17 protein-coding genes and 1 tRNA gene are annotated in these 25,881 nt (G+C 42.9%); 13 read left to right on the top strand and 5 right to left on the bottom strand.

Annotation, left to right across the window (positions count from 1 at the left end; translation table 11 throughout):
* Positions 1–6: 6 nt before the first annotated feature.
* The 7 genes from glf (at position 7) to LXO72_RS05935 (ending at position 15,570) form a co-directional block, all read left to right on the top strand.
* A complete protein-coding gene (gene glf / locus LXO72_RS05965) occupies positions 7–1,107 on the top strand; it encodes a UDP-galactopyranose mutase (RefSeq protein ID WP_233331806.1) in 1,101 nt (366 codons plus the stop codon).
* On the top strand, positions 1,104–2,096 hold the full coding sequence (locus tag LXO72_RS05960; protein ID WP_233331805.1) for a stealth family protein: 993 nt from the start codon (positions 1,104–1,106) through the stop codon (positions 2,094–2,096). The genes glf and LXO72_RS05960 overlap by 4 nt, the downstream gene beginning before the upstream one ends.
* A 10-nt stretch (positions 2,097–2,106) precedes the next feature.
* Positions 2,107–3,162: a galactofuranosyltransferase gene (locus tag LXO72_RS05955; RefSeq protein WP_233331804.1), complete on the top strand. Its 1,056-nt coding sequence runs from the start codon at positions 2,107–2,109 to the stop codon at positions 3,160–3,162.
* A gap of 115 nt (positions 3,163–3,277) precedes the next feature.
* Entirely contained in the window at positions 3,278–5,449 is a 2,172-nt protein-coding gene (locus LXO72_RS05950; protein WP_233331803.1) for a GBS Bsp-like repeat-containing protein, read from the top strand.
* 449 nt (positions 5,450–5,898) lie between these two features.
* The gene (locus LXO72_RS05945) at positions 5,899–11,235 is read left to right on the top strand and encodes a Cna B-type domain-containing protein (RefSeq protein ID WP_233331802.1); all 5,337 of its coding nucleotides are present in this window, start codon (positions 5,899–5,901) and stop codon (positions 11,233–11,235) included.
* A 181-nt stretch (positions 11,236–11,416) separates the two neighbouring features.
* Positions 11,417–12,352 carry a metal ABC transporter solute-binding protein, Zn/Mn family gene (locus tag LXO72_RS05940; protein WP_233331801.1) on the top strand — a complete coding sequence of 312 codons (936 nt, stop codon included), beginning with the start codon at positions 11,417–11,419 and terminating at the stop codon, positions 12,350–12,352.
* A gap of 8 nt (positions 12,353–12,360) precedes the next feature.
* On the top strand, positions 12,361–15,570 hold the full coding sequence (locus LXO72_RS05935) for a pneumococcal-type histidine triad protein (protein WP_233331800.1): 3,210 nt from the start codon (positions 12,361–12,363) through the stop codon (positions 15,568–15,570).
* Between the two features lie 169 nt (positions 15,571–15,739).
* Here LXO72_RS05935 and LXO72_RS05930 read toward each other — a convergent pair whose 3' ends face one another.
* Positions 15,740–16,615 carry an RluA family pseudouridine synthase gene (locus LXO72_RS05930; RefSeq protein ID WP_233331799.1) on the bottom strand — a complete coding sequence of 292 codons (876 nt, stop codon included), beginning with the start codon at positions 16,613–16,615 and terminating at the stop codon, positions 15,740–15,742.
* Between the two features lie 183 nt (positions 16,616–16,798).
* Between LXO72_RS05930 and pbp2a the strand changes: the two genes are divergently transcribed.
* A complete protein-coding gene (gene pbp2a / locus LXO72_RS05925; RefSeq protein ID WP_233331798.1) occupies positions 16,799–19,030 on the top strand; it encodes a penicillin-binding protein PBP2A in 2,232 nt (743 codons plus the stop codon).
* 421 nt (positions 19,031–19,451) lie between these two features.
* On the opposite strand, the gene ypfJ is transcribed toward pbp2a, so the two are convergent.
* On the bottom strand, positions 19,452–20,372 hold the full coding sequence (gene ypfJ, locus LXO72_RS05920; RefSeq protein WP_233331797.1) for a KPN_02809 family neutral zinc metallopeptidase: 921 nt from the start codon (positions 20,370–20,372) through the stop codon (positions 19,452–19,454).
* A 126-nt stretch (positions 20,373–20,498) separates the two neighbouring features.
* Here ypfJ and rpmG point away from each other — a divergent pair, with 126 nt between their 5' ends.
* The 3 genes from rpmG to nusG all read left to right on the top strand — a co-directional run bounded on the left by rpmG (position 20,499) and on the right by nusG (position 21,560).
* Positions 20,499–20,651, top strand: coding sequence for a 50S ribosomal protein L33 (gene rpmG / locus LXO72_RS05915; protein WP_006595433.1), 153 nt, complete (start codon positions 20,499–20,501; stop codon positions 20,649–20,651).
* A 9-nt stretch (positions 20,652–20,660) separates the two neighbouring features.
* Entirely contained in the window at positions 20,661–20,837 is a 177-nt protein-coding gene (gene secE / locus LXO72_RS05910) for a preprotein translocase subunit SecE (protein WP_048716699.1), read from the top strand.
* Between the two features lie 186 nt (positions 20,838–21,023).
* Positions 21,024–21,560, top strand: coding sequence for a transcription termination/antitermination protein NusG (nusG, locus tag LXO72_RS05905; protein ID WP_006595435.1), 537 nt, complete (start codon positions 21,024–21,026; stop codon positions 21,558–21,560).
* A gap of 88 nt (positions 21,561–21,648) precedes the next feature.
* On the opposite strand, the gene LXO72_RS05900 is transcribed toward nusG, so the two are convergent.
* Together LXO72_RS05900 and LXO72_RS05895 are read right to left on the bottom strand one after the other, a co-directional pair.
* Complete coding sequence (locus LXO72_RS05900) at positions 21,649–22,359, bottom strand: hypothetical protein (protein ID WP_233331796.1); 711 nt, start codon at positions 22,357–22,359, stop codon at positions 21,649–21,651.
* A 120-nt stretch (positions 22,360–22,479) separates the two neighbouring features.
* Positions 22,480–22,550: transfer RNA gene (locus LXO72_RS05895), tRNA-Cys, on the bottom strand.
* Between the two features lie 313 nt (positions 22,551–22,863).
* Between LXO72_RS05895 and rpsB the strand changes: the two genes are divergently transcribed.
* Complete coding sequence (rpsB, locus tag LXO72_RS05890; protein ID WP_048716695.1) at positions 22,864–23,646, top strand: 30S ribosomal protein S2; 783 nt, start codon at positions 22,864–22,866, stop codon at positions 23,644–23,646.
* Positions 23,647–23,724: 78 nt separating this feature from the next.
* Positions 23,725–24,765, top strand: coding sequence for a translation elongation factor Ts (gene tsf, locus LXO72_RS05885; RefSeq protein ID WP_125335075.1), 1,041 nt, complete (start codon positions 23,725–23,727; stop codon positions 24,763–24,765).
* A 320-nt stretch (positions 24,766–25,085) separates the two neighbouring features.
* Here the strand turns inward: tsf and LXO72_RS05880 are convergent, their stop codons facing one another.
* Positions 25,086–25,556 (bottom strand): COG2426 family protein, encoded by a 471-nt coding sequence (locus LXO72_RS05880; protein WP_129269828.1) that lies wholly within the window; start codon positions 25,554–25,556, stop codon positions 25,086–25,088.
* Positions 25,557–25,881: the final 325 nt, after the last annotated feature.

Below are 25,881 nucleotides of genomic sequence, written 5' to 3'. Positions count from 1 at the left end.
CTCAAAATGTACGATTATCTGATTGTTGGTGCTGGTTTGTCTGGAGCAATCTTCGCACACGAAGCAACTAAACGCGGTAAAAAAGTAAAAGTGATTGACAAGCGTGATCACATCGGTGGTAATATCTACTGTGAAGATGTTGAAGGTATTAACGTTCACAAATATGGTGCCCACATTTTCCATACCTCAAACAAAAAAGTTTGGGATTATGTCAATCAGTTCGCTGAATTCAACAACTATATCAACTCACCAATTGCTAACTACAAGGGCAGTCTTTACAATCTTCCATTTAACATGAACACTTTCTATGCTATGTGGGGCACTAAGACTCCTCAAGAAGTTAAGGACAAGATTGCTGAGCAAACGGCTGATATGAAAGATGTTGAGCCTAAAAACCTTGAAGAACAAGCCATCAAGTTGATCGGTCCAGATATCTATGAAAAGTTAATTAAGGGATACACTGAAAAACAATGGGGACGCTCTGCCACAGACCTTCCACCATTCATCATCAAACGCCTTCCAGTGCGTTTGACCTTTGATAACAACTACTTTAACGACCGTTACCAAGGAATTCCAATCGGTGGTTACAACGTCATCATTGAAAACATGCTTGGTGATGTAGAAGTAGAACTTGGGGTTGACTTCTTTGCCAATCGTGAAGAGCTTGAAGCTTCAGCTGATAAAGTTGTCTTTACAGGAATGATTGACCAGTACTTTGACTACAAACATGGGGAATTGGAATATCGTAGCTTGCGCTTCGAACACGAAGTCTTGGATGAGGAAAACCGTCAAGGGAATGCCGTGGTTAACTATACCGAGCGTGAGATTCCTTACACTCGGATCATCGAGCATAAGCACTTTGAGTATGGAACTCAACCAAAGACAGTCATCACCCGTGAGTACCCAGCTGATTGGAAACGTGGAGATGAACCTTACTACCCAATCAATGATGAAAAGAACAACGCCATGTTTGCCAAGTATCAAGAAGAAGCAGTCAAAAACGATAAAGTTATCTTCTGTGGACGTCTAGCAGACTATAAATACTACGACATGCACGTGGTCATTGAGCGTGCTCTAGAAGTCGTTGAGAAAGAATTTACTAAATGACACAAGAAAAAATTGATATCGTGGTTCTTTGGGTTGATGGTAGTGACCCGGAGTTTATCCGCGAGAAACAAGCCGTGACAGGTCAAATAGCAGAAATAGACCAAGAAATCGATGGTGAGCAACGCTATCGTGATTACGGCATTTTTAATTATTGGTTTCGAATGATTGAAAAACATGCTCCTTGGGTAAATCATATTTATTTAGTCACAAATGTGCAAAAACCTGAATGGTTGAACTTGGAGCATCCAAAACTCAAGTTGGTTACTCATAAGGAATTTATCCCTAAAGAGTATCTACCTACTTATAATTCAGCGGCTATTGAGCTTAACCTCCATCGGATTGAAGGCTTGTCGGAAAACTATCTCTATTTCAATGATGATATGTACTTAATCAGAGATAGTCAACCTTCAGATTTTTATAAGAATGGGCAACCGAAGCTTTTAGCGGTTTATGATGCTTTGGTTCCTTGGTCACCATTTACCAATACTTATCACAATAATGTTGAATTAATTTATCGTCATTTTCCTAATAAAAAAGCCTTAAAATCTTCACCTTGGAAATTCTTTAATTACCGCTATGGTTCCTTGGTTTTGAAAAACTTGTTACTTTTGCCATGGGGACCAACAGGCTATGTGAACCAGCATGTACCTGTTCCAATGAAAAAGAGTACCTTGGCACATTTATGGGAAATTGAGGGTGAAACCTTAGATAAAACGTCACGAAATCAATTGCGAGACTATGGAGTAGATGTTAATCAATACATCTGTCAGCATTGGCAAATTGAAAGTAATCAATTTTATCCTATGCCAAAGAATGTTGGAGAGTCGATAGACCTGAATCAAGTGGATCTATTAGAGAGTATCTTTAAAGATAAACATAAAAAACTTCTTTGTGTGAATGATGATGTTGACTTTAAAGAGGAGAATGTCATTCGTTTTAAGGAAATCTTGAAAGAACGCTATCCTGAAAAATCAGCTTTTGAAAAATGAGAAATAAGAGATGAAATACTATTTAAAAGAAGAGTTTTTACACGATAACAATGTAAAAAATGCCGGTAATAAGGCACGTAATGATATTGAAGAAATTGTAAAGAGAGAGGGCTATCAAGCCTTGATTCTTTCGGTTGATAATTGGTACGAGATGAGTACCCTTAAAGCACAACTTCATAAATCAAAGGCTTTTGGACAAGCCTTGGATCAACTAAAGCAAGGTGATGAGTTACTGATTCAGTTTCCAATGCTTCATCATAGCTTTTTCACAACGCATCATGTAAGAAAAGCGCAGAAAAAAGGCGTAAAAGTTCATTTTATTATCCACGATTTAGAAGCTCTTCGTTATGTCAATGTTGAGAATTTCCCTTTGAAACATAAGATTCGAGTTCAGGTTCAAGAATCAGGTCTTCTAGGTGCAGCTGATGGGATCATCGCTCACAACCCAATTATGAAATCTGTTCTGGTAGATAAAGGGATTGCGGAAGATAAGATTGTTAGCCTCGGTATTTTCGACTATTTGATTCCAAATTTCCAAGAGAAGACAGGTCTAACTAAGAATCAGCCAATTATTGTGGCTGGTAATTTGGCACAAGAAAAAGCTGGTTATCTATACTCTCTCCCTGGGGAACCAGCTTATAACCTCTATGGTGTTGGTTTTGATGAGAGCAGAGCTCTTACCAATGAGACTTACTATGGTTCTTTCCTTCCTGACGAGCTACCTGCAGCCCTTGAAGGTGGTTTTGGTCTTGTCTGGGACGGGGATAGCGCTGAGACCTGTAGTGGTGTCTTTGGTGAATACCTTCGTTATAACAACTCTCACAAGGCTTCGCTTTACCTAGCATCGGGTTTCCCACTTGTAGTATGGAAACAGTCAGCTCTGTCTCACTTTGTGCTTGAGAAGAGCTGTGGGATTGCAGTAGAGTCGCTACACGATTTGAAGGTGACAATCGACAAACTCTCTGATGCTGATTACCAAAACTTGGTGGATAATGCCAAGCGTGTTGGAAAAGGGATTAGAGGGGGACAATATTTAATAGATGCCTTGAATAAAATTGTAAAATAGAAGCCTGAAAAGGCTTCCTTTTTATATTCCGTAGAAAAAACGCCTAGAAACCTTTTCGAATCCCTCTCGGTATGCTAAAATAGGAAAAGTATAAAATATGATTAAAGGAATGGAAATGAGAAAAAAGGATTTCATTTATTTTGCCAGTGCAGCTGTATTGCTAGCTGCCTCTGTCCAAGTTGCCCATGCCGATGAAGTGGGAGTGAAAGAATCGGCAGTCACTGAAAGTGAAGCAGTTACGACACAAGCTAGCCCAGCACCGGTTGTTGAGGCTAAACAAGAAGTAGGGGCTCATCAATATGTGGCGCCAGCCCCAGTAACAGAGCTTCCAGTCACTAGCTCAGAAGTTACGAAGGCAGACGAACCAAAGGAAGAAACAAAGCCTATCTCAGAAGGACAAACTGCACCATCTTCTGAGTCAGCTACGAAATCTGTAACTGGAACTACTACTTTCTATAGTGCGGGTTCCAAGGCCCCATCTGGCCGGACAGTTAGTACTCTAAATCGTCCTCAAGGAGATTTAAGTATAGAAAATAACAACGAAGTCACAGGAACTTTTGATGCAGTTGTTCGTAATGTAGTATCACCTTCTGGCTTAAAGGAAGTCTTGATTCCGTCTTGGAGTGTAGCAGGGTGGCAGGATGATTTAATCTGGCATAAAGCAAGTCTTCAGTCAGATGGTTCCTACCGAGCAACAATCAAGGCAAGTGATCATAAGAACTCAGTTGGTCAGTACCAAGTTCATGTTCATTACCTTGATCAGGAAAATAGACGCCGTTATGTTACAGAAACGGTTGTAGAAGTGCGTCAATCTAAGCCAAGTGGAACGCTCTCGATTGAAAATAATAATTCAAGTACAGGAACCTTTGACGCTGTTATTCGTGATGTTGTGGCTCCAAATGGTTTGAAAGAAGTTTTAGTTCCAACATGGTCTGATAAGAACTGGCAAGATGATTTAATTTGGCATAAGGCTGCCCGTCAAAGTGATGGAAGCTACCGTGCGACAATTAAAGCAAGTGATCATAAGAACGACATAGGTAAATACCATGTTCACGTATATTTTATAGATGCTAAAAATCATCGAAATTATGTGACAGAAACAATTACAGAAGTACGTCAGGTTAAACCAAGTGGAACACTCTCGATCGAGAATAATAATTCAAGTACAGGAACCTTTGACGCGGTTGTCCGTAATGTAGTTGCGCCAACAGGTCTCAAGGAAGTACTAATTCCATCATGGAGTGTAGAAGGAGGTCAAGATGATTTGATCTGGCATAAGGCTGTCCGTCAAAGTGATGGTTCCTACCGAGCGACTATAAAGGCAAGTGATCATAAGAATACTTTAGGTCAGTACCAAGTACACGTTCATTATCTGGATCAAAATAATAGACGTCGTTATGCTACAGAGACTGTTGTGGAAGTTCAGAAAACAACTCCAACTGGTACAATCACTATCCAAAACAATAACAAGGATAATGGGACTTTCGATGTCATTATCAGTAATGTATATAGTCCAAAAGGTGTTCGTGCCGTTCAGGTTCCTACCTGGTCTGATGTGAATGGTCAAGATGATTTGGCTTGGTATGAAGCGATTCGTCAATCGGATGGGACTTACAAGTTAAGCGTGAAGGCTTCTGACCACAAGTTCTCGATAGGTACATACCATGTTCATCTGTACTATATCCAGGGGGATGATAGTCGTGTTGGTATTGGAGCAACAACTGTACAGGTAGAGAACAAGAGCTTTGTAACTAGAAATCAACTTTATCTGAAGCATATTTCTGCAAGAGAGGCTGACAGTCAGTTAGGCCGGGTTCTAAAAGCTGCAACAAACCTGATTGGTGTTGAGACTGGAACTCCTGAGCATCTTAAGTTGGTTAAAGATTACAATAGCGTTTATCCGTTGCCAGTTGGATATCCGGTGAAGAGTACAGATGATTGGTGCGATGTGTTTGTCACAACTGTCTTCCAACGCGAAGGGCTTAGCCATTTGATTGGTCGTGAGTGTGGAGTAGAACGCCATATCCAAATCTTTAAAAACCTTGGTATTTGGAATGAAGACGGGGCTTCTACACCGAAGTCAGGTGATATCATTACCTTTAACTGGGACCAAGACTATCAACAAAATGATGGTTGGGCGGATCATATTGGGATTGTTGAATATGTTGAAAATGGACTGATTCATACAATCGAAGGAAATTCAGGTGAAGCTGGAACTGTAAAACGCAATGTTTACCGTATCGGACACGGCAATATCCGCGGATTTGCAACGCCACGTTATAAATAACATTCATGCTTTTCAGCATTTTTGCCTAAGAACTTTTCTATAATAGAAAGACAACCAGCTCTATGAAGGGGCTGGTTTTTTGCATCCCTTTGATGAAAGGAGAAGTCATTAGAAAAGGTCCTTATGTTAAAAATCTCAGAAATAGCCTAAGGATATCCATGCAAGGTCTTTAGAGGTGTTGTAGAAGTGTATAAAAAAGCTATGAAAAACAAGGGATGGAGGTATCAAATAGATCCAAAAAAACAGCTTGCAATCATATTTTTGGAGGACTTAACCTAAATTGGCTAGTTGATGCAGAAATTAAGAAAACTTATTTGAAAAAAACACTTAGTAATCTGTTTGTCTATTTAGCGACACTTTTTATAAAATCGTTGGCTTAATTGACTTATGTATGATAAAAATGGAGTGAGGAACTTTTTTGGTTCAAAATGATAAAAGGAGATGAAAGAATGAAAAAGAGACCGTCCTTATGGAAAACCTTTTTGAAAAAAGGGTTTGCCCTCTTCACCATTTTGATGATGCTGGGTCAATTGGGTCAAGGTGCTGTAACAGCCCTGGCGCAAGAACTAGCAGTCGGAGATAGTGGTGCTTTAGATGTTAGCCTCTTGTATGGAGATAAACAAGATCACCCTGGTGGCATGGCCTACAGAACGGGTGACACGATGTCTGGATACATCCAGATTACACCTAAGAATCTGACGACAGATCTCGATGATGTGGCTGTTAATCTAGTGCTTCCAGGGAAATACTTGGATGAGGTTAATATTCCCGATTTCAATAGTAGCTCACAACATGATGCACCAGTTGTGACCAAGGTAGGAGATGATTACCATGTCAGCCTACATTTTACTGGCTACCAAAAATCTGAGGTCTTAACCCTACCATTCATCGCCAAGTTTAAGTTAGGATTTCCTCCGACCAACTACTCGATGAATATTACAGGGACGCTCAATATCAACGGTGCTGAGACTGCTTTAAATAGTATCACTTGGAAACCTGAATACAAGGATTATATCTTAACCAAGTTTGTCAATCAGAACTATGATGCGACCATGTCCAGAGACTATGCGGAAGCATCTCCAGGGATTGTAACTGGAGCAGATGGCAAAAAGTACATCGAAAAAACTACTTCGGTTCCGTTTGCCTTCTTGTTAGATGGGATGCGTGGACAGTACAATGGTGCCTATCGTCAGTTGGAATCCGCAACGATCACAGACAAATTGCCAACTTATACTGACAAAGATGGAAAAACTCGTACAGCCGTTCTAGATACAGAAAAATCAGAAGGCTGGGTTGATAACGGAGACGGAACTGTATCAAAAACTTTTGTAGCTGATGAAAATAAAAATGTTCAAAGTTACCACTCAGATTTGATGCAAAAGATTCAAGACAAGAGTTTCTTGTACTTGAAATTCCCTGATTTGGTCATGGAAAAAGACCAAACCCTAGAAGATGTCTTAGTCAAAGACTTGACCAACACCGCAACTGTAGTGGGAATTCCTGCAGAACGTGGTGAGGGAGAACCGGATGTAACGGCTGAAGATTCTCTCATCTTCCGACTCACTTCTCGTGACTTAGAAGGAAAAGGAGCTTTTGCTAAGCAAGCAGAAGGAAATGTTTACGACTCAACCGACTACAAGTCAGCCAACTATAAGTGGCTCTTGAAATACAATAACATTACACCATTTGCTCAAAAGAATGTTGTCTTTTATGATGAGCAAGTAGACTCTCGCTTGAAGTTTACTAAGATTGAATATGCTCGTATGATGATTGGGAACTATGGAAACGGGCCTCTAATCAATCAATATGTAAAACGCATCATCCTTACAATGGAAGATGGTTCGACCAAAGAAATCCAACCAGAGATAGACAAGGATGGATATGGAAGCACTGATTTGACCAAATATGGAACGGTCGTCGGCTGGAGACTAGAGATGAAGGACGACTTTGAACTTCCATCTGGTCAAGGGATTTATATTTCTACCTATACAGCCTTCAAGGATCCAGAAAAGACTCATATTGATCAGAATGATGATACCAAGAATGCTTATGAAAATACTGGACGGATTACTTACAAAACTCAGTCAGGGGCAGACAGAGACCAATCTGCTAAATGGCAGTTCAAACTTCTTCCATTGACAGAAAATGTTAATCTGACCAAGAATACAGATTATAACAATGTCCAATTCACAGATGGAAGAACCATTCGTTTTGCCCTATCTGCTGATAATGTTCGCTTGGATCCAGGTAAGGACTACAAAGACTTACGTGTCATCGATCTCTTTGATCCAAATACCTTAGATATTGACTTCAATTACCTAGATCAATATTTTGATAAGAATAACACTCGTCTTTATGCCCCTTGGTACAAATCCTATGAGGTCATCGAAAACTACCACAACTCTGGACGTTCTGCTTTGATTATCCATTTGGATCAAAAGGAATTTATCAAACGCTCCCTAGAAACGGGTGGTCAAGTTCGTTTGCCATTTATCTATACCAAACTAAAAGGGAAGGCAGATGGGGGAACCTTTACCAACCATATGTATATGGCAGGAGAAGGTCTCTGGGATCTAGAAACTGCTAACCCCAATAAGGTTGCAGTTGATAGCTACGATTTGAATAACAATGGTTCGACAACGGATAAAATCCCACATGCAGAATCCAACTATACTATTGTTGCAGCTGAAGGAGTTTATTCTCGTAAGTTCATCGCCAAGAATGACGACTTATCTGATGCCTCAACAGTAACTCGTACCTTTAAACCAGGGGAAACCTTTAATTATAAATTAACAATCAAAAATAATACAGATACTCCTGTCGAAAATACGGTTATCTATGACGTCCTCCCTAAAGTTGGGGATGTCAATACACTTGATGCTTCAGCCCGTAAGACAGAATACACTGTAAGTCTTCGCGGTCCTATCACTGCTCCAGAAGGATGGACAGCATATTACACAACAGATACTACAGTTACAGCTAGTACCATGGCACAAGCTGCAGATAAAGATATTTGGTCAGCAGATGTCACAGACTTTAGTAAAGTAACAGGAATTAAGGTCGTTGCAAATGAGGGAACCACTATCGGTGCACGTAGCCAAGTAGATGTTGCGGTGCCAGTGGTCAACCCAAGCGAATTGACAGACCAAGTCAAGCAGTTGATGCTAGAACGGACAGAAGATAACAAGGATAATGGTGGCCGTTCAGGTGTCGTCCAAGCTCATAACCAATTTGGTTACAAGGCTAAAGGCCATGAAGGAAACCGTGAGTCCAATACCGTAACGTCTCAAATCTTCGCAGCAAGCTTCCATGTGAAGAAAGTAGATAAAGACGATACAAGCAAAGGCTTAGCAGGTGCTGAGTTCAATTTATTGGATGCTAGTGGTGCAGTCCTTGCGACCCAAGTTTCTGATAAGGATGGCGACCTTTCCTTCACCACCCTAACAGAAGGAACTTACACACTTAAAGAGACGAAAGCTCCAAACAACTACAAGTTGGATGAGACTGAACATGCAGTCGTGGTGACCTACGATGCAGATCAACAGCTCTACCATGTCACGATTGATGGCGAAGCGATTGGTTCAAAGGCTTCACCAAAAGTGATTGCAAATGAGAAAGATATCCATTATATTGATTTGGAAGCTTCAAAAGTCTGGGATGACCAAGACAACGTCGAAGGTCTTCGCCCAGAAAAGATTGAATTCCAATTGTACAAGAATGGAAAAGCAGAAGGTAAGCCAGTAGCTCTTTCAGCAGGAAATGATTGGAAAGTAACCTTTAGTGCTCTTCCAGACAAAGACAATGATGGTAATATGATTACCTATACTGTAAAAGAAGTCAACGTACCGACTCATTATACAGCTGAAAGTCAAGAAGCTCAGTTCGTCGATGGAAAAGCAACGATTACCAACAAGCGTACTCCTGAAACTACAGAAGTAACCGTGAAAAAAGTTTGGGACGATGCTCAAAATCAAGACGGTCTCCGTCCATCAACCATCACGGTCCATCTCCTAGCCAACGGAGAGGAAGTACAGACTGCTACTCTATCTGGTGAGGGAGATACATGGAGCCATAGCTTCACAGACCTACCAGTCTACAAGAATGGTCAAAAACTAGTCTATACGGTAACGGAAGATACAGTTGCCAACTACTCAACAGCTATCGAAGGTTCGACGATTACCAATACCTACAAACCAGGTAAAACTAGCTTGACAGTAACCAAGAAGTGGGCTGATGCAGAAAACCAAGATGGCCTTCGTCCGAAGAGCATCAAGGTTCAACTCTATGCGAATGATCAAAAATCAGGCAAAGAGGTAGAACTTTCTGCAGACAACGACTGGACCTACACCTTCTCTGATTTGGATGAGAAAAAAGCTGGTCAAGCTGTTCAGTATACCGTGAAAGAAACAGAAGTTCCAGAAGGCTATACTCAAACTGTAGAAGCTACGAACCCAGGTCAAGTGGTGATTAGCAATACGCATGCTCCTTCTAAGACGAAAGTTCAAGTAACCAAGAAATGGGAAGATGCCAATAACCAAGATGGCCTTCGCCCAGCGACGATTACGGTCAAACTTTATAAAGATGGAGTCGCTACAGATCAGACCCTTGAATTGTCAGAAGCGAATCAGTGGCAAGGAACGTTTGAAAACCTTGATGAAAAAGCAGCCGGCAAGGCTATTCACTACACTGTGAAAGAAGAAAATGTCCCAGAAGGCTACACCCTTTCAATTGATGACAAGGATCCAACACATCCTGTCTTGACCAATAAGCATGAACCAGCTGTCACTCAGGTCAAGGTCACTAAGAAATGGGATGATGCTAATAACCAAGATGGCCTACGTCCAAAAGAAATTCGCGTCCAATTGTATGCGGGTGATGAAAAGCTAGGCAAGGAAGTTGCCTTGTCAGCTGACAATAAATGGACTCATACCTTTGAGAAACTTGCTGAAAAAGCAAACGGACAAGAGATTCACTATTCTGTGAAAGAAGTGGCAGTCCCTGAAGGTTACACCGTAACAGAAGAGAGCAAGGAAAAAGGCGATATCGTCTTGACCAACACGCACACTCCAAGTACGGTAGATATTCCAGTCACTAAGATCTGGGTGGACAATGACAACCAAGATGGTCTTCGTCCGGCTAAGATTACTGTGAATCTTTATGCCAACGGTGAGAAGGTGGCCCACAAAGATATCACAAGCGAGACAGATTGGAGAGAAACCTTTACTGGACTTCCTGAATTTAAGGATGGTAAGAAAATCGTCTACACCCTTCAAGAAGAACGAGTTGAGAATTATTCACCAAGTATTGACCAAGAAAGCTACACTATTACCAATACGCACACTCCAGGTAAGACCACCCTCTCTGTAACCAAACAGTGGGATGACCAAGAGGACAAAGATGGCCTTCGTCCGAAGAGTGTGAAAGTGCAACTTTATGCGGATGGTAAGAAATCTGGTGACGTCATTGAATTGTCAGCTGAGAACAAGTGGACTCACACCTTTGCGGATCTAGACAAGAATGTCAAGGGCAAAGCTGTCACCTATACGGTGGAAGAAGTCGATGTTTCAACCGGTTACCAAGTGACGAAAACAGATGACGGTCAAGGTAATGTTGTTCTGACCAATAAACATGAACCAACAGAGCCAGTGATACCAGAACCTAAGAAACCAGGTAAGAAGGTTGGTATCTTGCCAAGCACTGGAACCACCATCTCCTTGATTAGCTTGGTATTAGCCTTTGTAGTCGCAAGCGGTGCAGCTTATCTCCTTAAAAAGAAGAAAAAATAAGCGCATGGTTTGATTCATCTTGTCTAACTAATCAAGAGAATAGAAGAGGCCCCTAGGGGCCTCTTTTTTCTGTGTGATGAAAAATACAAAAAAATTCTTGACAAACTAAAAAATTAGCGCTATTATTAACTAGTTAATTAACTGTTTAATAAACCAATTAAGAAAAAGAAGGGATTTATACATGTTTGGGAGGAAACTAAGGGCCTTAGGAATAGGATTCATCTGCCTTTTGTTGCTAGTGGCTTGTGGGAGCCAGAGGAGTTCGGGAGCTGGCTCTACTAAAAAGGGGCTTAAAATTGTGACGAGTTTTTATCCTGTCTATTCCCTGGTGAAGGAAATTTCAGGCGATCGAAACGAAGTCTGGATGGTTCAGTCAGGTGCTGGGATTCATGATTACGAACCTTCGGCCAAGGAGACAGCCCAGATCTATGATGCGGATGTCTTCGTCTACCATTCTCAAACACTCGAATCTTGGGCTGGACGTCTAGATCCTAGCTTGCAAGACTCGAAACTGCGGGTCATCGAAGCCAGCAAAGGAATGGAATTGGATAAGGTCTCTGGCTTAGAGGATATTGAGGATACGGAAGGGAAGGATGCAAAGCACTTGTATGACCCTCATACTTGGATGGATCCACTAAAAGTTGCCGAGGAAGGAAAGATCATCGCCAAAGAGTTGGGAGACATCGATCCAGAGAACAGAAGTTATTATGAGGCCAATGCCCAAAAGCTTGAAAAACGCTGTGAGGCCTTGGTGGCTAAATACCAGCCTCTCTTTGAAAAAGCAACACAAAAGACCTTCGTAACTCAGCATACAGCCTTCTCTTATCTAGCCAAGCGCTTTGGCTTGAAACAATTAGGAATCGCAGGGATCTCGCCTGAGCAGGAACCAACAGCCCGTCAATTGGCTGAGATTCAGCAGTTTGTCAAGGACTATCAAGTTCAAACTATCTTTGTTGAGAAGCATACCTCGTCTAAGGTGGCCGATAGCATTGCCAAGGCGACAGGGGCAAAAGTGAAGGTCTTGGATCCTCTCGAAGCAGATCCAGAAAATAACAAAGATTTCTTGGAGAACCTAGAAGAAAATATGGCGAGTTTAGCGAAAGAATTACAGGAGTAAGTAGAAGAATGAAGAAAAAAGGAACAATTGGATTAGTAGCAACCCTAGGTTTGGGTTTATGTGCCTATGCCTTAAGTCAACAAGCACCAGTCAAGGAAGACAAAAAGAGTCAGAATCAGGTGCAGTATTTACAAGGAGACAAGAAAAAGTCAGCTAGCCACTCAAACAAACAGGAAGAAAGCATTGAATCCGTCAACTCGAAGGAAAAGACTCAGGCAGAGCAGATTGTGGTCAAGATTTCTGACGAGGGCTTTGTGACTTCCCACGGAGATCATTTCCATTACTACAATGGCAAGGTCCCTTATGATGCGATTTTTAGTGAGGAGCTGATTTTACGGGATCCTTCTTACCAACTGCAACAATCGGACATAGTCACACAGGTGCGAGATGGCTATATTATCAAGAAAGATGGGGCCTACTACCTTTACCTAACTGATCCGCAACATACGCTGAATGTTCGTTCAGTGGAGGACATTGCCAAACAGAAAAAAGGAGAGCTGGTTTCAGGTTCGAAAGAGGGTGCCCAAAAAGCTGGGCAAACTCGTGACTTCAGTCAGCCGAGTCAGGCCCTACGAGAAGGGAAAACAGTCGCTAGTCTAACAGCCGGAGTCAAGCCAAGTCAAGCTGGCTACCGGACAGATGACGGCTATGTCTTCCATCCTGGGGATGTGATTTCTGATACCGGGGATGGCTTTATCGTGCCTCATGGTGGGCATTACCACTTTATTCCGAAGAGCGCCTTATCAGCTGGAGAATTAGCGGCTGCCTTATCTATCTTAAATGGTAGAGGTGGAAAAAATGAGGTGAAACCTGTATTGCCTCCTTCTATCCAGCTGACTGCACCGGTTAATCCGAATCAGCCAATTCCAGCGCCTGTCACTCCAGCGCTCTCCACTCCTCTTCCCCACCCAACAGTGACGACAGACGGACGAAGTCTGGAAAGTCTTCAGGAAGAGTTACAGCATACACCGCTTTCAGAGCGCCACGTTGAGTCGGATGGTTCTGTCTTTGACCCAAGTAAGATTAGCAAATGGACAGAGCAAGGAGTGGTGTATCCGCATGGAGATCACTTCCATTTCATCCCTTATAGTGTGCTTTCGCCTTTAGAGCGGGAATTGGCACGGCAGTACCAAATCCTCCGTTCTCAAACTGGGGCTAGCGCAACTGAAGAAAAGCCAACTCAACCTTCAAGTCCAGATACAAAACCAGTCGATCAGGACCACGACCATGAGAAGGAAGATCCTCATCACAAGCATGACCATGAGGACCATGAAGCCGATCATGACCATCATCATGAAGGCGAACATGATCATGGTTTCCATGCAGATCAGGTCATCAGCAAGGATGACGAGGGCTATATGGTCGCTCACGGAGACCATGCCCATTACTTCTACAAGAAGGATCTTTCTCCTCAAGAAATCGCTGCTGCAGAGGCGGTGTTGGCTGGTAAGAAGGAAGAGGACAAGGGTCAACCACTGACAGATGATGTGGCGACCTATTCGCGCGATGCTTCGGATGAAGAAAAAATCCAGTACATTAGCCAGACTTACGGCGTCCCTCGGGAAGCCATCAAGATTTCCAATGGTTTCTTTGTCTTTAACAATCCAGACCAAGAATACGATCCAACCCATATCCACCCTTATGCAGTTCGTAAGGAACATGTCCGGATTCCACTTGAAACAGGAAATCCTGAGCTAGACTTTATCAACGAGCTTTATGCAACAGCGCTTCGTTCTGGTATTTCACCATATACGATGCAAATCGAGAATGGTCAGTTTGTTATTCCACATGGGGACCATAACCACTATATCAAGGTGCGCTCAGCAGGCTTGGCGGACTACCTGGCTCATCGTCTACCGACCATCCAATCAGCTTACCAGAAAGGTGACTTGGACCAGAAAGCTGTAGAGGATAAGGTCAATCAACTTCTAGCAGAAAGTCGGACTTTATACGCTTCAGACCCTCTGCAACAAAGACGGATTGAGTTGAACTTGGGTCAATTCTTAGAAACTGTTAAAAACTTCCCAAGCAATTCGACAGCAGGATACTTGGCTAGTCTTGACCAAGTTGACAAGGAATATATCCACGCTACCCAGGAAGTCAAACCAAAAGAAGAGACGGCCTTGGACCGTCGCTACCAGGAATTGTTGGAGCAGGTTCGCTTGCTAGATACCGAAGCCTTCCAACTCAAGAAAGAAAGCCTCGTTGCTCAGTTGCAGGAAGCTTATACGGCCAAGGATAGTCAACGATTGGAGCAAGAAGGAAAATTGCTCCAAGCCATTCAGGAGATGCAAGATCGGACCGGTGTGACTTCGGTGGACTACCTCAAGTATTTCTACCAAAGTTTAAGCGATGCGCGCTTGACACCAGAATTGCGGGCGACAGCAGCAGACCTTGCTTTGAAGCTTTACCGGGCTCAGGCCTTTGAAGAAGCTTGGGACTCAAAAGCCCATTTCATGGAGCTTTACCAAGCCAAGCAAGCCATTGACCAACTAGTGTCTCAGGAAAATGCTCCAACCTATCCAATTGAAAAAACAGTTCTGGATCAAAAGGGAGCAGATGCTCCGTCCTATAACCTAGCTGTTTACGACTTCCTCAAGGGAGTCTATGGGGACCTGGATGAAAAGACAGAGTCTCGTCAACGCTCTAATCTCTTAACAGCCCTTTTCGATCAAATCTCCTCTCTTTTGCCACAAGTAGAAGAAAGCAAACGTCCTGCTTTTGAAGAACGTTTGGAACAGGTGCGCCAAGAGCCAGATACTGATAAGGCTTTGACAACTGGGAAAACTCTTTTGCGTGAAGTTGGTGAAACGATTGAACAACAAAAGCAAAAGAAAACAGATGAACCTCAACTGAGAGACGTAGCCCTCTATCAAGAGATTTATAACCAGTTGATTGCTCTCCACCAACAATTGGTCGAAAAAGGAGCCAGTGATGCTCAGTTTGAACGCTTGGAAGCCCTCTTTGATCAACTAGCTGATCCGAAGAGCGACAAGAAAGTCTTGCTACAAGCAATCCAAGCTCTTCGAGATGATTTGCTAGCGGCGCCATCGACAGCAGTGGCGGAAGCAGACAAAGCAGCCCCAGCCCCTCAAAGTCCTGCCACAAGCGATCCTAGTCTGAATAAGGAAGAAGCTTCGGACCCTTCACAGACTCCATCTCCAGAGTCAGAAAACACAGAAACCAGTCCAGTCGCAAGTGAAGAAACGACGAACTAGGAAGCCTGCAGAAATAACAGAAAACACAGAATCTATTTGATTCTGTGTTTTTAGATGTAGACAATCTTTCTTTTTACATAAAACAGCTAGATGATTTTCTAAAATGACTTTATCTTCAATCTGAAAGCTTCTTCTAGTCCACTAGATTAGAAACATCAGTCGCTTGTCCCTATGGAGATGTCTGCTCTTTTAATCCCTTTTCAAAACTTGGTGAGAAGGCTTCGACTTGAATTTTTTCTAAGGTGAAGGGATGGGTGAGCCGCAAGCGATGGGCGTGGAGCATGAGGCGAGGAGCTCTTTCGGGGTTATAGAGCGGATCTCCCACAATCGGATGGCCATGGTGAGAGAGGTGGACGCGGATCTGGTGGGTGCGACCTGTCTGGAGCTGGCAGTTGACCAAGCTGGTGCGTTTGAAAGTCTTTAAGCTGGTCACATGGGTTTCTGCATAGAGACCCTTTCGAGGATCGACAATACGCTTGCGTCGATCGTGGCGATCTCGTCCCAATTTGTCCTTATAAACTAACTGCTTTTTGGGTAAGTTGCCTAGGATTAAGGCCCAATAGTCTCGTTGGATTTTCTTGTCTTCTAAAAGTCGATTCAGGACGGGTAAAACAAAAGGATTCTTGGCAAATACAAGAGCCCCACTGGTTTCCTTGTCTAAGCGATGGACCACATAACAGGTCTTCCCGACATAAGTGGAGACATGATTCAGAAGGGCGATTTCATCTGGTTGATTGGCGTGCGTTTTCATGCCTTCCGGTTTGTTCACGATGATGAGGTGCTCATCTTCATAGAGGGCTTGGACCAGGCTAGCATCTCCTGCTAGGAGCTCCTTTTCTTCATAATCTTCCGGATCAAAGGTGAGGGTGAGTTGGTCACCAGCCTCAAGCATCGATTTCCAATGGACAGTCTCCCCATTGACTTGGACATGTTTTTTGGTTCGCAAAAAATGACGAATCTTTCGTGGGATGAGAAAGTAATCTTCAAGGGCCTCTTTGACCGTCATGGCGGGCAAGGAGCTTGGTATCGTAATTATATAGTGCATAGTGTTATTGTATCAGAAAGCGGGGGGAAAGAAAAGGCGAGAAGGAGGAAGAGGGAGGGAGGAACAAGACGCTGAACCCCTATATAGAGTGGACTTGACGGTAACCTTAAAGAAAGCTAAAAGCATCCTTTCTTGCGAAGGTCTTTCTTGTCTAGACGTTAGGAAGGTGATAAAATAGGGACTATGAACAAATTAAAAGAATTAATGGAGGGAATGATTCGTCATTTCCAACGAGAAAAAAAACCAACGAAAATTGCGGAAGAGGTTGAGTTATCAACAGACGGGGAGGAGCAAGCTCCAACCTATAGCCGCTCTGAGAAGTCACGGAGAAAATCTCACTCCCAACATCCGATCAGACGTTTTTGGCGCAAGTATCACTTGACCAAGATCTTCCTACTGATTGGCTTGACCTTTAGTCTCGTCGTCGGAGGTTATCTTTTCTACATAGCCAAGACCACCAATGTAGCAGATCTGCAAAATGCCCTCAAGGCAACCACGATCATCTATGATAAAGATGGGAACCAAGCAGGAAGCCTAACAGGACAAAAAGGGACTTACGTTGAGTTAGATGCCATTAGCGAAAATTTACAAAATGCGGTTGTTGCGACGGAAGACCGGAGTTTCTACAAAAATAGTGGGATTAACTATGGTCGTTTCTTCCTGGCGATTTTGACTGCTGGTCGCTCAGGTGGGGGATCGACGATCACCCAACAGTTGGCTAAAAATGCCTATCTTTCTCAGGATCAGACGGTTGAGCGGAAGGCTAAGGAGTTCTTCCTAGCCCTTGAGATTAACAAAAAGTATAGTAAGAAAGAAATCCTGACCATGTACCTCAATAATGCCTATTTTGGAAATGGGGTTTGGGGGATTGAAGATGCTTCTAAGAAGTATTTTGGTGTATCCGCTAGTGAGTTGACTTTGGATCAGTCGGCTGTCCTCGCTGGTATGCTCAAGGGGCCAGAAATTTATAACCCCCTTTATTCAGTCGAGAACGCAACCAATCGTCGCAATACGGTCCTACAAAATATGGTCGCAGCTGGCTATATCGACCAAGCCACAGCAGATCAATCCGCTGCAGTCGATATTCATGGCCAACTGGTGGATGCCTATGAAGGCAAGTCAGAAGATTATCGCTACCCGTCCTATTTCGATGCGGTTATCAACGAGGCTGTCAACGAATATGGTCTAACAGAAGAAGATATCATTAAGAATGGGTACCGGATCTACACAGAGATGGACCAGAATTACCAAGCCAGCATGCAGGTCATCTACGACAATGTAGATCTCTTCCCTGTAGCCGAAGATGGTACACGGGCAGAATCTGGTAGTGTGGCCTTGGATCCTAAGACTGGAGGAGTGCGGGCGATCGTTGGACGCGTGGCTAGTGACCAAGATGCTGGCTTCCGAAGCTATAACTATGCGACTCAATCTGCTAGAAGTCCTGGTTCTACCATTAAACCTCTCGTCGTGTATAGTCCAGCTGTTGCCAACGGCTGGTCGACCAACAAAGAATTGGACAATACGACTAAAGTCTACGGCAGTTATACAGTCGATAACTACGGTGGCATTCAAGGTAGCCCGACCGTTCCTATGTACCAAGCCTTGGCAGAATCTCTCAACCTTCCAGCTGTAGCGACAGCCAATGAGTTAGGGCTCAATACTGTCTTTGATTATGGGAAAAAATTTGGTCTCAACATGGACAATGTGGACAAATCTCTCGGAGTAGCCTTGGGATCAGGCGTGACGACCAACCCTCTTCAAATGGCTCAGGCTTATGGAACCTTTGCCAATGACGGAGTGATGAACGATGCCCATCTCATTACCAAGATTGAAAATGCCAGTGGTCAGGTCGTGAAGAGTCACAGTCAAAAATCAAAACGGGTGCTCAGTAGATCGGCCAATAAGAAGATGACCAATATGATGCTGGGAACCTTTACCAATGGAACGGGTGTCAATGCAGCACCATATGGCTATACCATGGCTGGTAAAACAGGTACGACTGAAACGGACTTCAACCCCGATCTCTCTGGTGACCAGTGGGTCATCGGCTATACGCCAGATGTGGTCATTAGTCAGTGGCTAGGCTTCCCTAAGACGGATGAAACCCACTATCTGACAGGAACCAGTGCAGAGACGGCCTCAGTGATCTTCCGAAATGTAGCCAACAGCGTCCTTCCATATACAGAAGGAACCAGCTTTGACAATGAGGAAAATTCTTACCAGGAAAATGGCATTGCCCCTGTCGGTCAAGAAACAGAAACAGAGACTCCAGAAGAGGACAAGGGCTTCTTTGATACGGTCAAAGAACGCGCTGCAGGTATCGTAGACGATGCCAAGAAAGCCATCGATGAAGCAGATATTCCTGGAAAAGCAAAAAATGCCTGGGATACTTTCAAAGGTTGGTTTGGTTTTTAAAAAATAGACGTTTAAAAGATGGTAAGGTTCCTTGCCATTCACAGTCATCTTAGAAACTTTCCTTAGATTCAAAACTCCCGAGTGAGAGTGGGACAAAAGTCTTATCCTATTAGTTGTTTTTGGATTGTCGAGCAAGACGCAGTGGTTGAGTGGGCTCTACTACGCTGATTTCATCAGCTTTTACAGCCCTACTCAACTGCGCGGAGGTGGGACGACGAAATCGAATTCTAACGAATTACCGATTTCTGTCCCACTCTCACTTTTCTCACGGTGGAAAGTTTCAAGATAGAGTTGAACAACTCCATAAAAAAGAAAACAATTTATTGAATACCTCCAGCCATTATAAAGCTTAGATCACTGTAGATAGGATGCTAAAAAAGCCTTCAGATGATGATCTGAAAGGCTTTTGTTTTTAGTTTCATTACAAGTCTTCGTCGGAGACGCTGAAGGTATCTCCGTGTTCAAAGTCACCGTATTGGTAACCACGTTTGAACCAGCGCATGCGTTGTTCAGACGTCCCGTGGGTGAAGCTGTCAGGGACGGAGTAGCCATAGGCTTGTTCTTGAAGGGTATCATCTCCCACGGCATGGGCTGCATTGAGCGCTTCTTCGATATCTCCTGTCTCCATGAGGCCTTGCTCTTCAATGTAGCGAGCCCACATACCCGCATAGTAGTCAGCTTGAAGTTCCAAACGGACATTGAGGGCATTTTTTTCTGTCTCGCTTTTCCCTCGGATGGCTTTTTGGTAACTCTGAAGAGTCCCCAATTCGTTTTGGATATGGTGGCCGACTTCGTGAGCGATGACATAAGCCATGGCAAAATCTCCGCTAGCCTTGTATTTGGTGGTCAGTTCTTTGTAGAAGCTGATGTCTAAATAGATCTTTTGGTCTGTCGGGCAGTAGAAGGGACCAGCAGATGCTTGCCCCACACCACAGCCAGTTCGAGTTTGACCCGTATAGAAAACCAAGGTTGGCTTGTGATAGGTCCAGCCTTCATTTTGGAAGGTTTGCCCCCAGAAATCCTCAGTAGTTCCAAGGACTTGACTGACAAATTTACTATCTCCGTCACTTACCTGGGTATTGCTTTGGCGTGTGACTTGGCCTGAGTTATAGTTCTGCGTGGTCTGCCCCTGGTCAAAGAACCCGCTTAGTCCAGCGCCCCCGCTCAAAAAGATGAGGACCAGGATCAAGATGAGTTTGCTCTTAAAACTTCCAGGCGAGAGGAGGATCTGTAAAAGACCACCCCCTAAATTCCCACCAGACCGGCCTGATGAGTAGCTTCCGCCGCTTTGTCCGCGACGGTCTTCAATATTTTTACTTTCTTTCAGATGATCGCTTTTCATAATTTCTCCTTTATCCTCTATATTGTACCAAATCGTAGAGAAAAGCCAAACAAAATGCGCTCCCAGAGAGTAGAAGAACTTGTCAAAAAGTGGAAAACTTGCTATAATGGTGTGAATGGAGGCGTTATGGCATTAAAAAAAGCAAGTCTAGCGTGTACGGTTTGTGGGTCACGCAACTACTCAATCAAGTTGAGTGCGACGCCAAAACCAAAACGTCTAGAAGTTAACAAGTTTTGTAAACATTGTAGCAAATATACAATTCATAAAGAAACCAGATAGGAGATTGTTGTGAAATTTTTTAAAGATATTTTTGTCTTGCTGAAAAACACGACTTGGCCTACTCGTAAAGAAAGATGGAAAAACTTTATCTCTGTGATTGAGTACACAGCTTTCTTCGTGGTCTTGATTTATTTGTTTGACCAAGTAGTGGCTAAAGGTATTTTGAAGCTGATCGATATGTTCTAAAAAGAAACAAATCTGCGTCCCATGTGGATGCTTTTTTTTCTTGCCTTAAGGAAGAAAAAATGATAGAAACTTCTTTGCTTTCTCCGGTTTTATGTTATAATGGAGCTAGGAAAACAAGAGCCAGAAGGCTTTTTTTAGTATCGTGATGAAACGATTACCTTCTGGTAGATAAGAAAGGAAACAAAAATGGATAGTTTTGACAAAGGCTGGTTTGTCCTACAGACCTACTCAGGATATGAAAACAAAGTGAAGGAAAACCTTCTTCAACGCGCACAAACATATAACATGTTGGAAAACATCTTGCGTGTGGAAATCCCTACTCAAACTGTGCAAATCGAGAAGAACGGGAAAACAAAAGAAATCGAAGAAAATCGCTTCCCGGGTTATGTCTTGGTAGAAATGGTCATGACCGATGAAGCTTGGTTTGTCGTTCGGAATACACCAAACGTTACTGGATTTGTTGGTTCACACGGGAATCGTTCAAAACCAACTCCACTTTTGGAAGACGAGATTCGCAACATCTTGATTTCGATGGGACAAACAGTTCAAGATTTCAATATTGATGTGAAGGTGGGAGATACTGTACGCATCATCGATGGAGCTTTTGCAGATTACACTGGTAAGATCACAGAAATCGATAACAACAAGGTGAAAATGATTATCACCATGTTTGGAAATGACACTGTGGCAGAAGTCAACCTCAATCAAATCGCAGAATTGTAAGAAATGAAAAAAGGGTCTTCCCCTTGAATAGAAAGAAATCCTCCAAGACGCTGGTCTTGGAGGATTTGTGTTTGCTGAGAAGGGATTTTTATGCAGGCTCAGAGACTTGGAAGACTTTTTCTTTGTCAAAACCGACAGAGTAGTCCTTCCCGTCTTCACCTTTCCAAGTAAAGATAGTCGCGTAGCCAAAGACGAAAACAGTTTCTGGACGGCCGTGTTTTTCAATGACTTCTTTAGCGGTCATTCCAGGTTGAATATCCTTGAGATTCGTAACCTTTTTAGAGTTAGGCAAGGTGGCAATTTTGTTAGTAGCTTGGCCTTTTTCATTAAAACTAATCATGATACCACTGCCCTCCCCATGCCAGTAACCACTATTATCAGAAGTGGAATCAGTAGGACCTAACTTGCTGATGGCTTCATCTTTTGTGGTAGGGGCAAGGGCTTCATTCCCAACGAGAATTTCCACTTTAATCTCTTTGAAGGCAGCCCATTTTGGCATTTCAGGGATATCCCCGATAGCCTCAAGCGATTCCCCTTGGTCCATCAAGCTCATTGTATAGTTAGGATCCTCGCGGGTATTAGAGTCTGAAGAGCTATAAGAATCATCCTTATCTAAGCCTGATGAAAAATCCTTTTTGCTACTTGATTTTTTAGAATAAGAACTTTTAGAACTCTTAGAAGATTTTTTAGAACTGCTCACAAGAGGTTTTCTTTGGTGAGTCTCTGGTGCGGCCGGTTGGCAAGCAGCCAGCACAGCCAAAGAGAGGATGCTAAGCGCATATAAGGTAACTTTTTTCATTATCATCTTTTCCTTTCATGAATGGAGAACAGGATCGCTCGCAAAGGAGCGCAGATGCAGTCCAATCAAGTGATGGTATCAAAAAAGCCCATTGCTGGGCTCATTGATACTGGTTTGTGAAGGCGGTAGACGGATTTGAACCGACGATCAAGCTTTTGCAGAGCCGTGCCTTACCACTTGGCTATACCGCCACAACATATTCTATTTTATCTTAAAAATCAGATAAGGTCAAGAAAAAATTTCGGACAAAAGGCTTATAAAAGGGAAAGAATGAGAATCGTGCAGAAAAAAAGAAAAGAAGGAGGGAGAGCTCTGAAGAAAAGCAGGAAAGTCTAGGAATTTCTCTCAAATAGCTTGCAAAAAGCTTCTAAATCTGCTATACTGATAAAGTTGCGTAAAGCAATAAATACTCATCCCGGAACCATTGTGGCACCGTTGCCCTTGTGGTCGTGTTGCAAGCTGACGTCTGGGAGAGGAGAAAAAAACAAAAAGGAGAATTTACTCATGGCAGTAATTTCAATGAAACAACTTCTTGAGGCTGGTGTACACTTCGGTCACCAAACTCGTCGCTGGAACCCTAAGATGGCTAAGTACATCTTCACTGAACGTAACGGAATCCACGTTATCGACTTGCAACAAACTGTAAAATACGCTGACCAAGCATATGACTTCATGCGTGAAGCAGCTGCAAACGACGCAGTTGTATTGTTTGTTGGTACTAAGAAACAAGCTGCTGAAGCTGTTGCTGAAGAAGCTGTTCGTTCAGGTCAATACTACATCAACCACCGTTGGTTGGGTGGTACCCTTACTAACTGGGGAACAATCCAAAAACGTATCGCTCGTTTGAAAGAAATCAAACGTATGGAAGAAGAAGGAATCTTCGACGTTCTTCCTAAGAAAGAAGTTGCACTTCTTAACAAACAACGCGCTCGTCTTGAAAAATTCTTGGGTGGTATCGAAGATATGCCTCGTATCCCAGACGTAATGTACGTTGTTGACCCACACAAAGAGCAAATCGCTGTTAAAGAAGCTAAGAAATTGGGTATCCCAGTTGTAGCGATGGTCGACACAAACACTGACCCGGACGATATCGATGTAATCATCCCAGCTAACGATGATGCGATCCGCGCTGTTAAATTGATCACTGCGAAAATGGCTGACGCTGTTATCGAAGGACGTCAAGGTGAAGATGCAGTTGCATCAGTTGAAGCTGAATTGGCAGCAACTGAAACTCAAGCAGATTCAATCGAAGAAATCGTTGAAGTTGTAGAAGGCGACAACGCTTAATTATCACAATCGTAATTACCTAGGAGGGCGGGGCTTAGCCCGGCTCTCCTATTTTTAAAAAAATATAGGAGAATCAAAATGGCAGAAATTACAGCTAAACTTGTTAAAGAGTTGCGTGAAAAATCTGGTGCTGGTGTCATGGACGCTAAGAAAGCCTTGGTTGAGGTTGAAGGTGACATCGAAAAAGCAATCGAATTGCTTCGCGAAAAAGGTATGGCTAAGGCAGCTAAGAAAGCTGACCGTGTTGCCGCTGAAGGTTTGACTGGTGTTTATGTGAACGGTAACGTTGCAGCAGTAGTTGAAGTAAATGCTGAAACTGACTTCGTTGCGAAAAACGCTCAATTCGTTGAGTTGGTAAACGCAACAGCGAAAGTCATCGCTGAAGGTAAACCAGCTAACAACGAAGAAGCTCTTGCTTTGACAATGCCTTCAGGTGAAACTCTTGAAGCAGCATACGTATCTGCAACTGCTACAATCGGAGAAAAAATCTCATTCCGTCGTTTTGCTTTGCTTGAAAAAACAGATGCACAACACTTCGGTGCATACCAACACAACGGTGGACGTATCGGTGTTATCTCTGTTGTCGAAGGTGGAGACGAAGCACTTGCTAAACAAATTTCAATGCACATCGCTGCAATGAAACCAACTGTGCTTTCATACAAAGAATTGGATGAGCAATTCGTGAAAGATGAGTTGGCACAATTGAACCACGTGATTGACCAAGACAACGAAAGTCGTGCAATGGTTGGTAAACCAGCTCTTCCACACTTGAAGTATGGTTCTAAAGCTCAATTGACTGACGAAGTGGTTGCTCAAGCTGAAGAAGATATCAAAGCTGAATTGGCAGCTGAAGGTAAACCAGAAAAAATCTGGGATAAAATCATCCCAGGTAAAATGGACCGCTTCTTCTTGGACAACACGAAAGTTGACCAAGCCTACACTCTTCTTGCACAAGTTTACATCATGGATGACAGCAAGACAGTGGAAGCTTACCTTGAATCAGTAAATGCTTCAGTTGTTGAATTCGTTCGCTTTGAAGTTGGTGAAGGTATTGAAAAAGCTTCAAATGACTTTGAAGCAGAAGTTGCAGCTACAATGGCAGCAGCTCTTAACAACTAAGAATAAAAAATAAGAGGTTTCGATGGGAACCTCTTTTTTTGCAAGATAAAGTCATCTAAATAACTTTCCTTAGGTGAGAACGGACGTCAGCGACCTTCAAAGAAGTTCCATGACTTAGTTTTGAACCTAAAGTTTCAAAACTCCCGAGTGCCTGAAATACAATTGTTTCAGGCACTTTTCTCACGGCGGAAAGTTTTAGTAGATGACTGAATAATTCTACTAAATAATTTTTTTGTTTTATAGAATTTATTAGATTTGTAAAAAAACAGTTTGTCTACATACTAAAAAGGACTGAAACAGATGTTTCAGTCCTTTTGTGATTAATGCGCAAAGGTATCTAGTCCAAAGAGGAGTGAGAGAAATCCCATAATGAGGCCTGCTAGGACAACCCCCAGCATGACAGCAAGGACGCTCCGTTTGAAGTCCCAATCTAGAATAGAGGCGGCGAGGGTTCCAGTCCAAGCTCCAGTTCCTGGCAAGGGAATGCCGACGAATAGGAGTAGGGCCCAAAAGATTCCCTTATCCCCTGCAGCTTCTTCTAGTTTTTGTCCTCCTCGATGGCCCTTGTTGAGACACCAAGTAAAGAAATTCCCGATAACAGGCTTTTCTTTCCCCCACTCCAGGATATGGCGAGCGAAAAAGAAAATAATAGGAACAGGAAGCATATTGCCAATGACCCCGATTAGGAGGGCTTGCCAAAGAGGAATTCCGCTAGAGATGGCGTAGGGAACGGCTCCACGAAGTTCTACCAGAGGAATCATGGAGATTAAAAAAGTAATAATGTAGTTCATGTGTCATCCTTTCAATTCATCCTTTTCATTCTACCTTATCTCTGCTAGAATGACAACTATTTCAAACAGGAGAATTCCTTTTGAAGGCATGGAAATAGAGGGAGCTCGAATCCTTTATATTAAATGGGGATCATCCTCACGATTTCTTTCTCAAGTTCTCGTATATGAAAGGACTGTTAGTATAGATTAATTCTCCAGATAAGGCTATTTTTGCTAATAAAAATCAGTTCGACAAAGTATAGTTCTTTCAGTACAAACTATATATTCTTAGCTAGCTCTCTTGTTTAAGCCTCAACTTTTGGTATAGTTAAAATGTAGAGTTTCT

The organism is Streptococcus sp. XMC, assembly GCF_021341835.1.
In the GTDB taxonomy this organism is placed as follows: domain Bacteria; phylum Bacillota; class Bacilli; order Lactobacillales; family Streptococcaceae; genus Streptococcus.
This window is presented reverse-complemented; position numbering and strand designations above follow the sequence as displayed.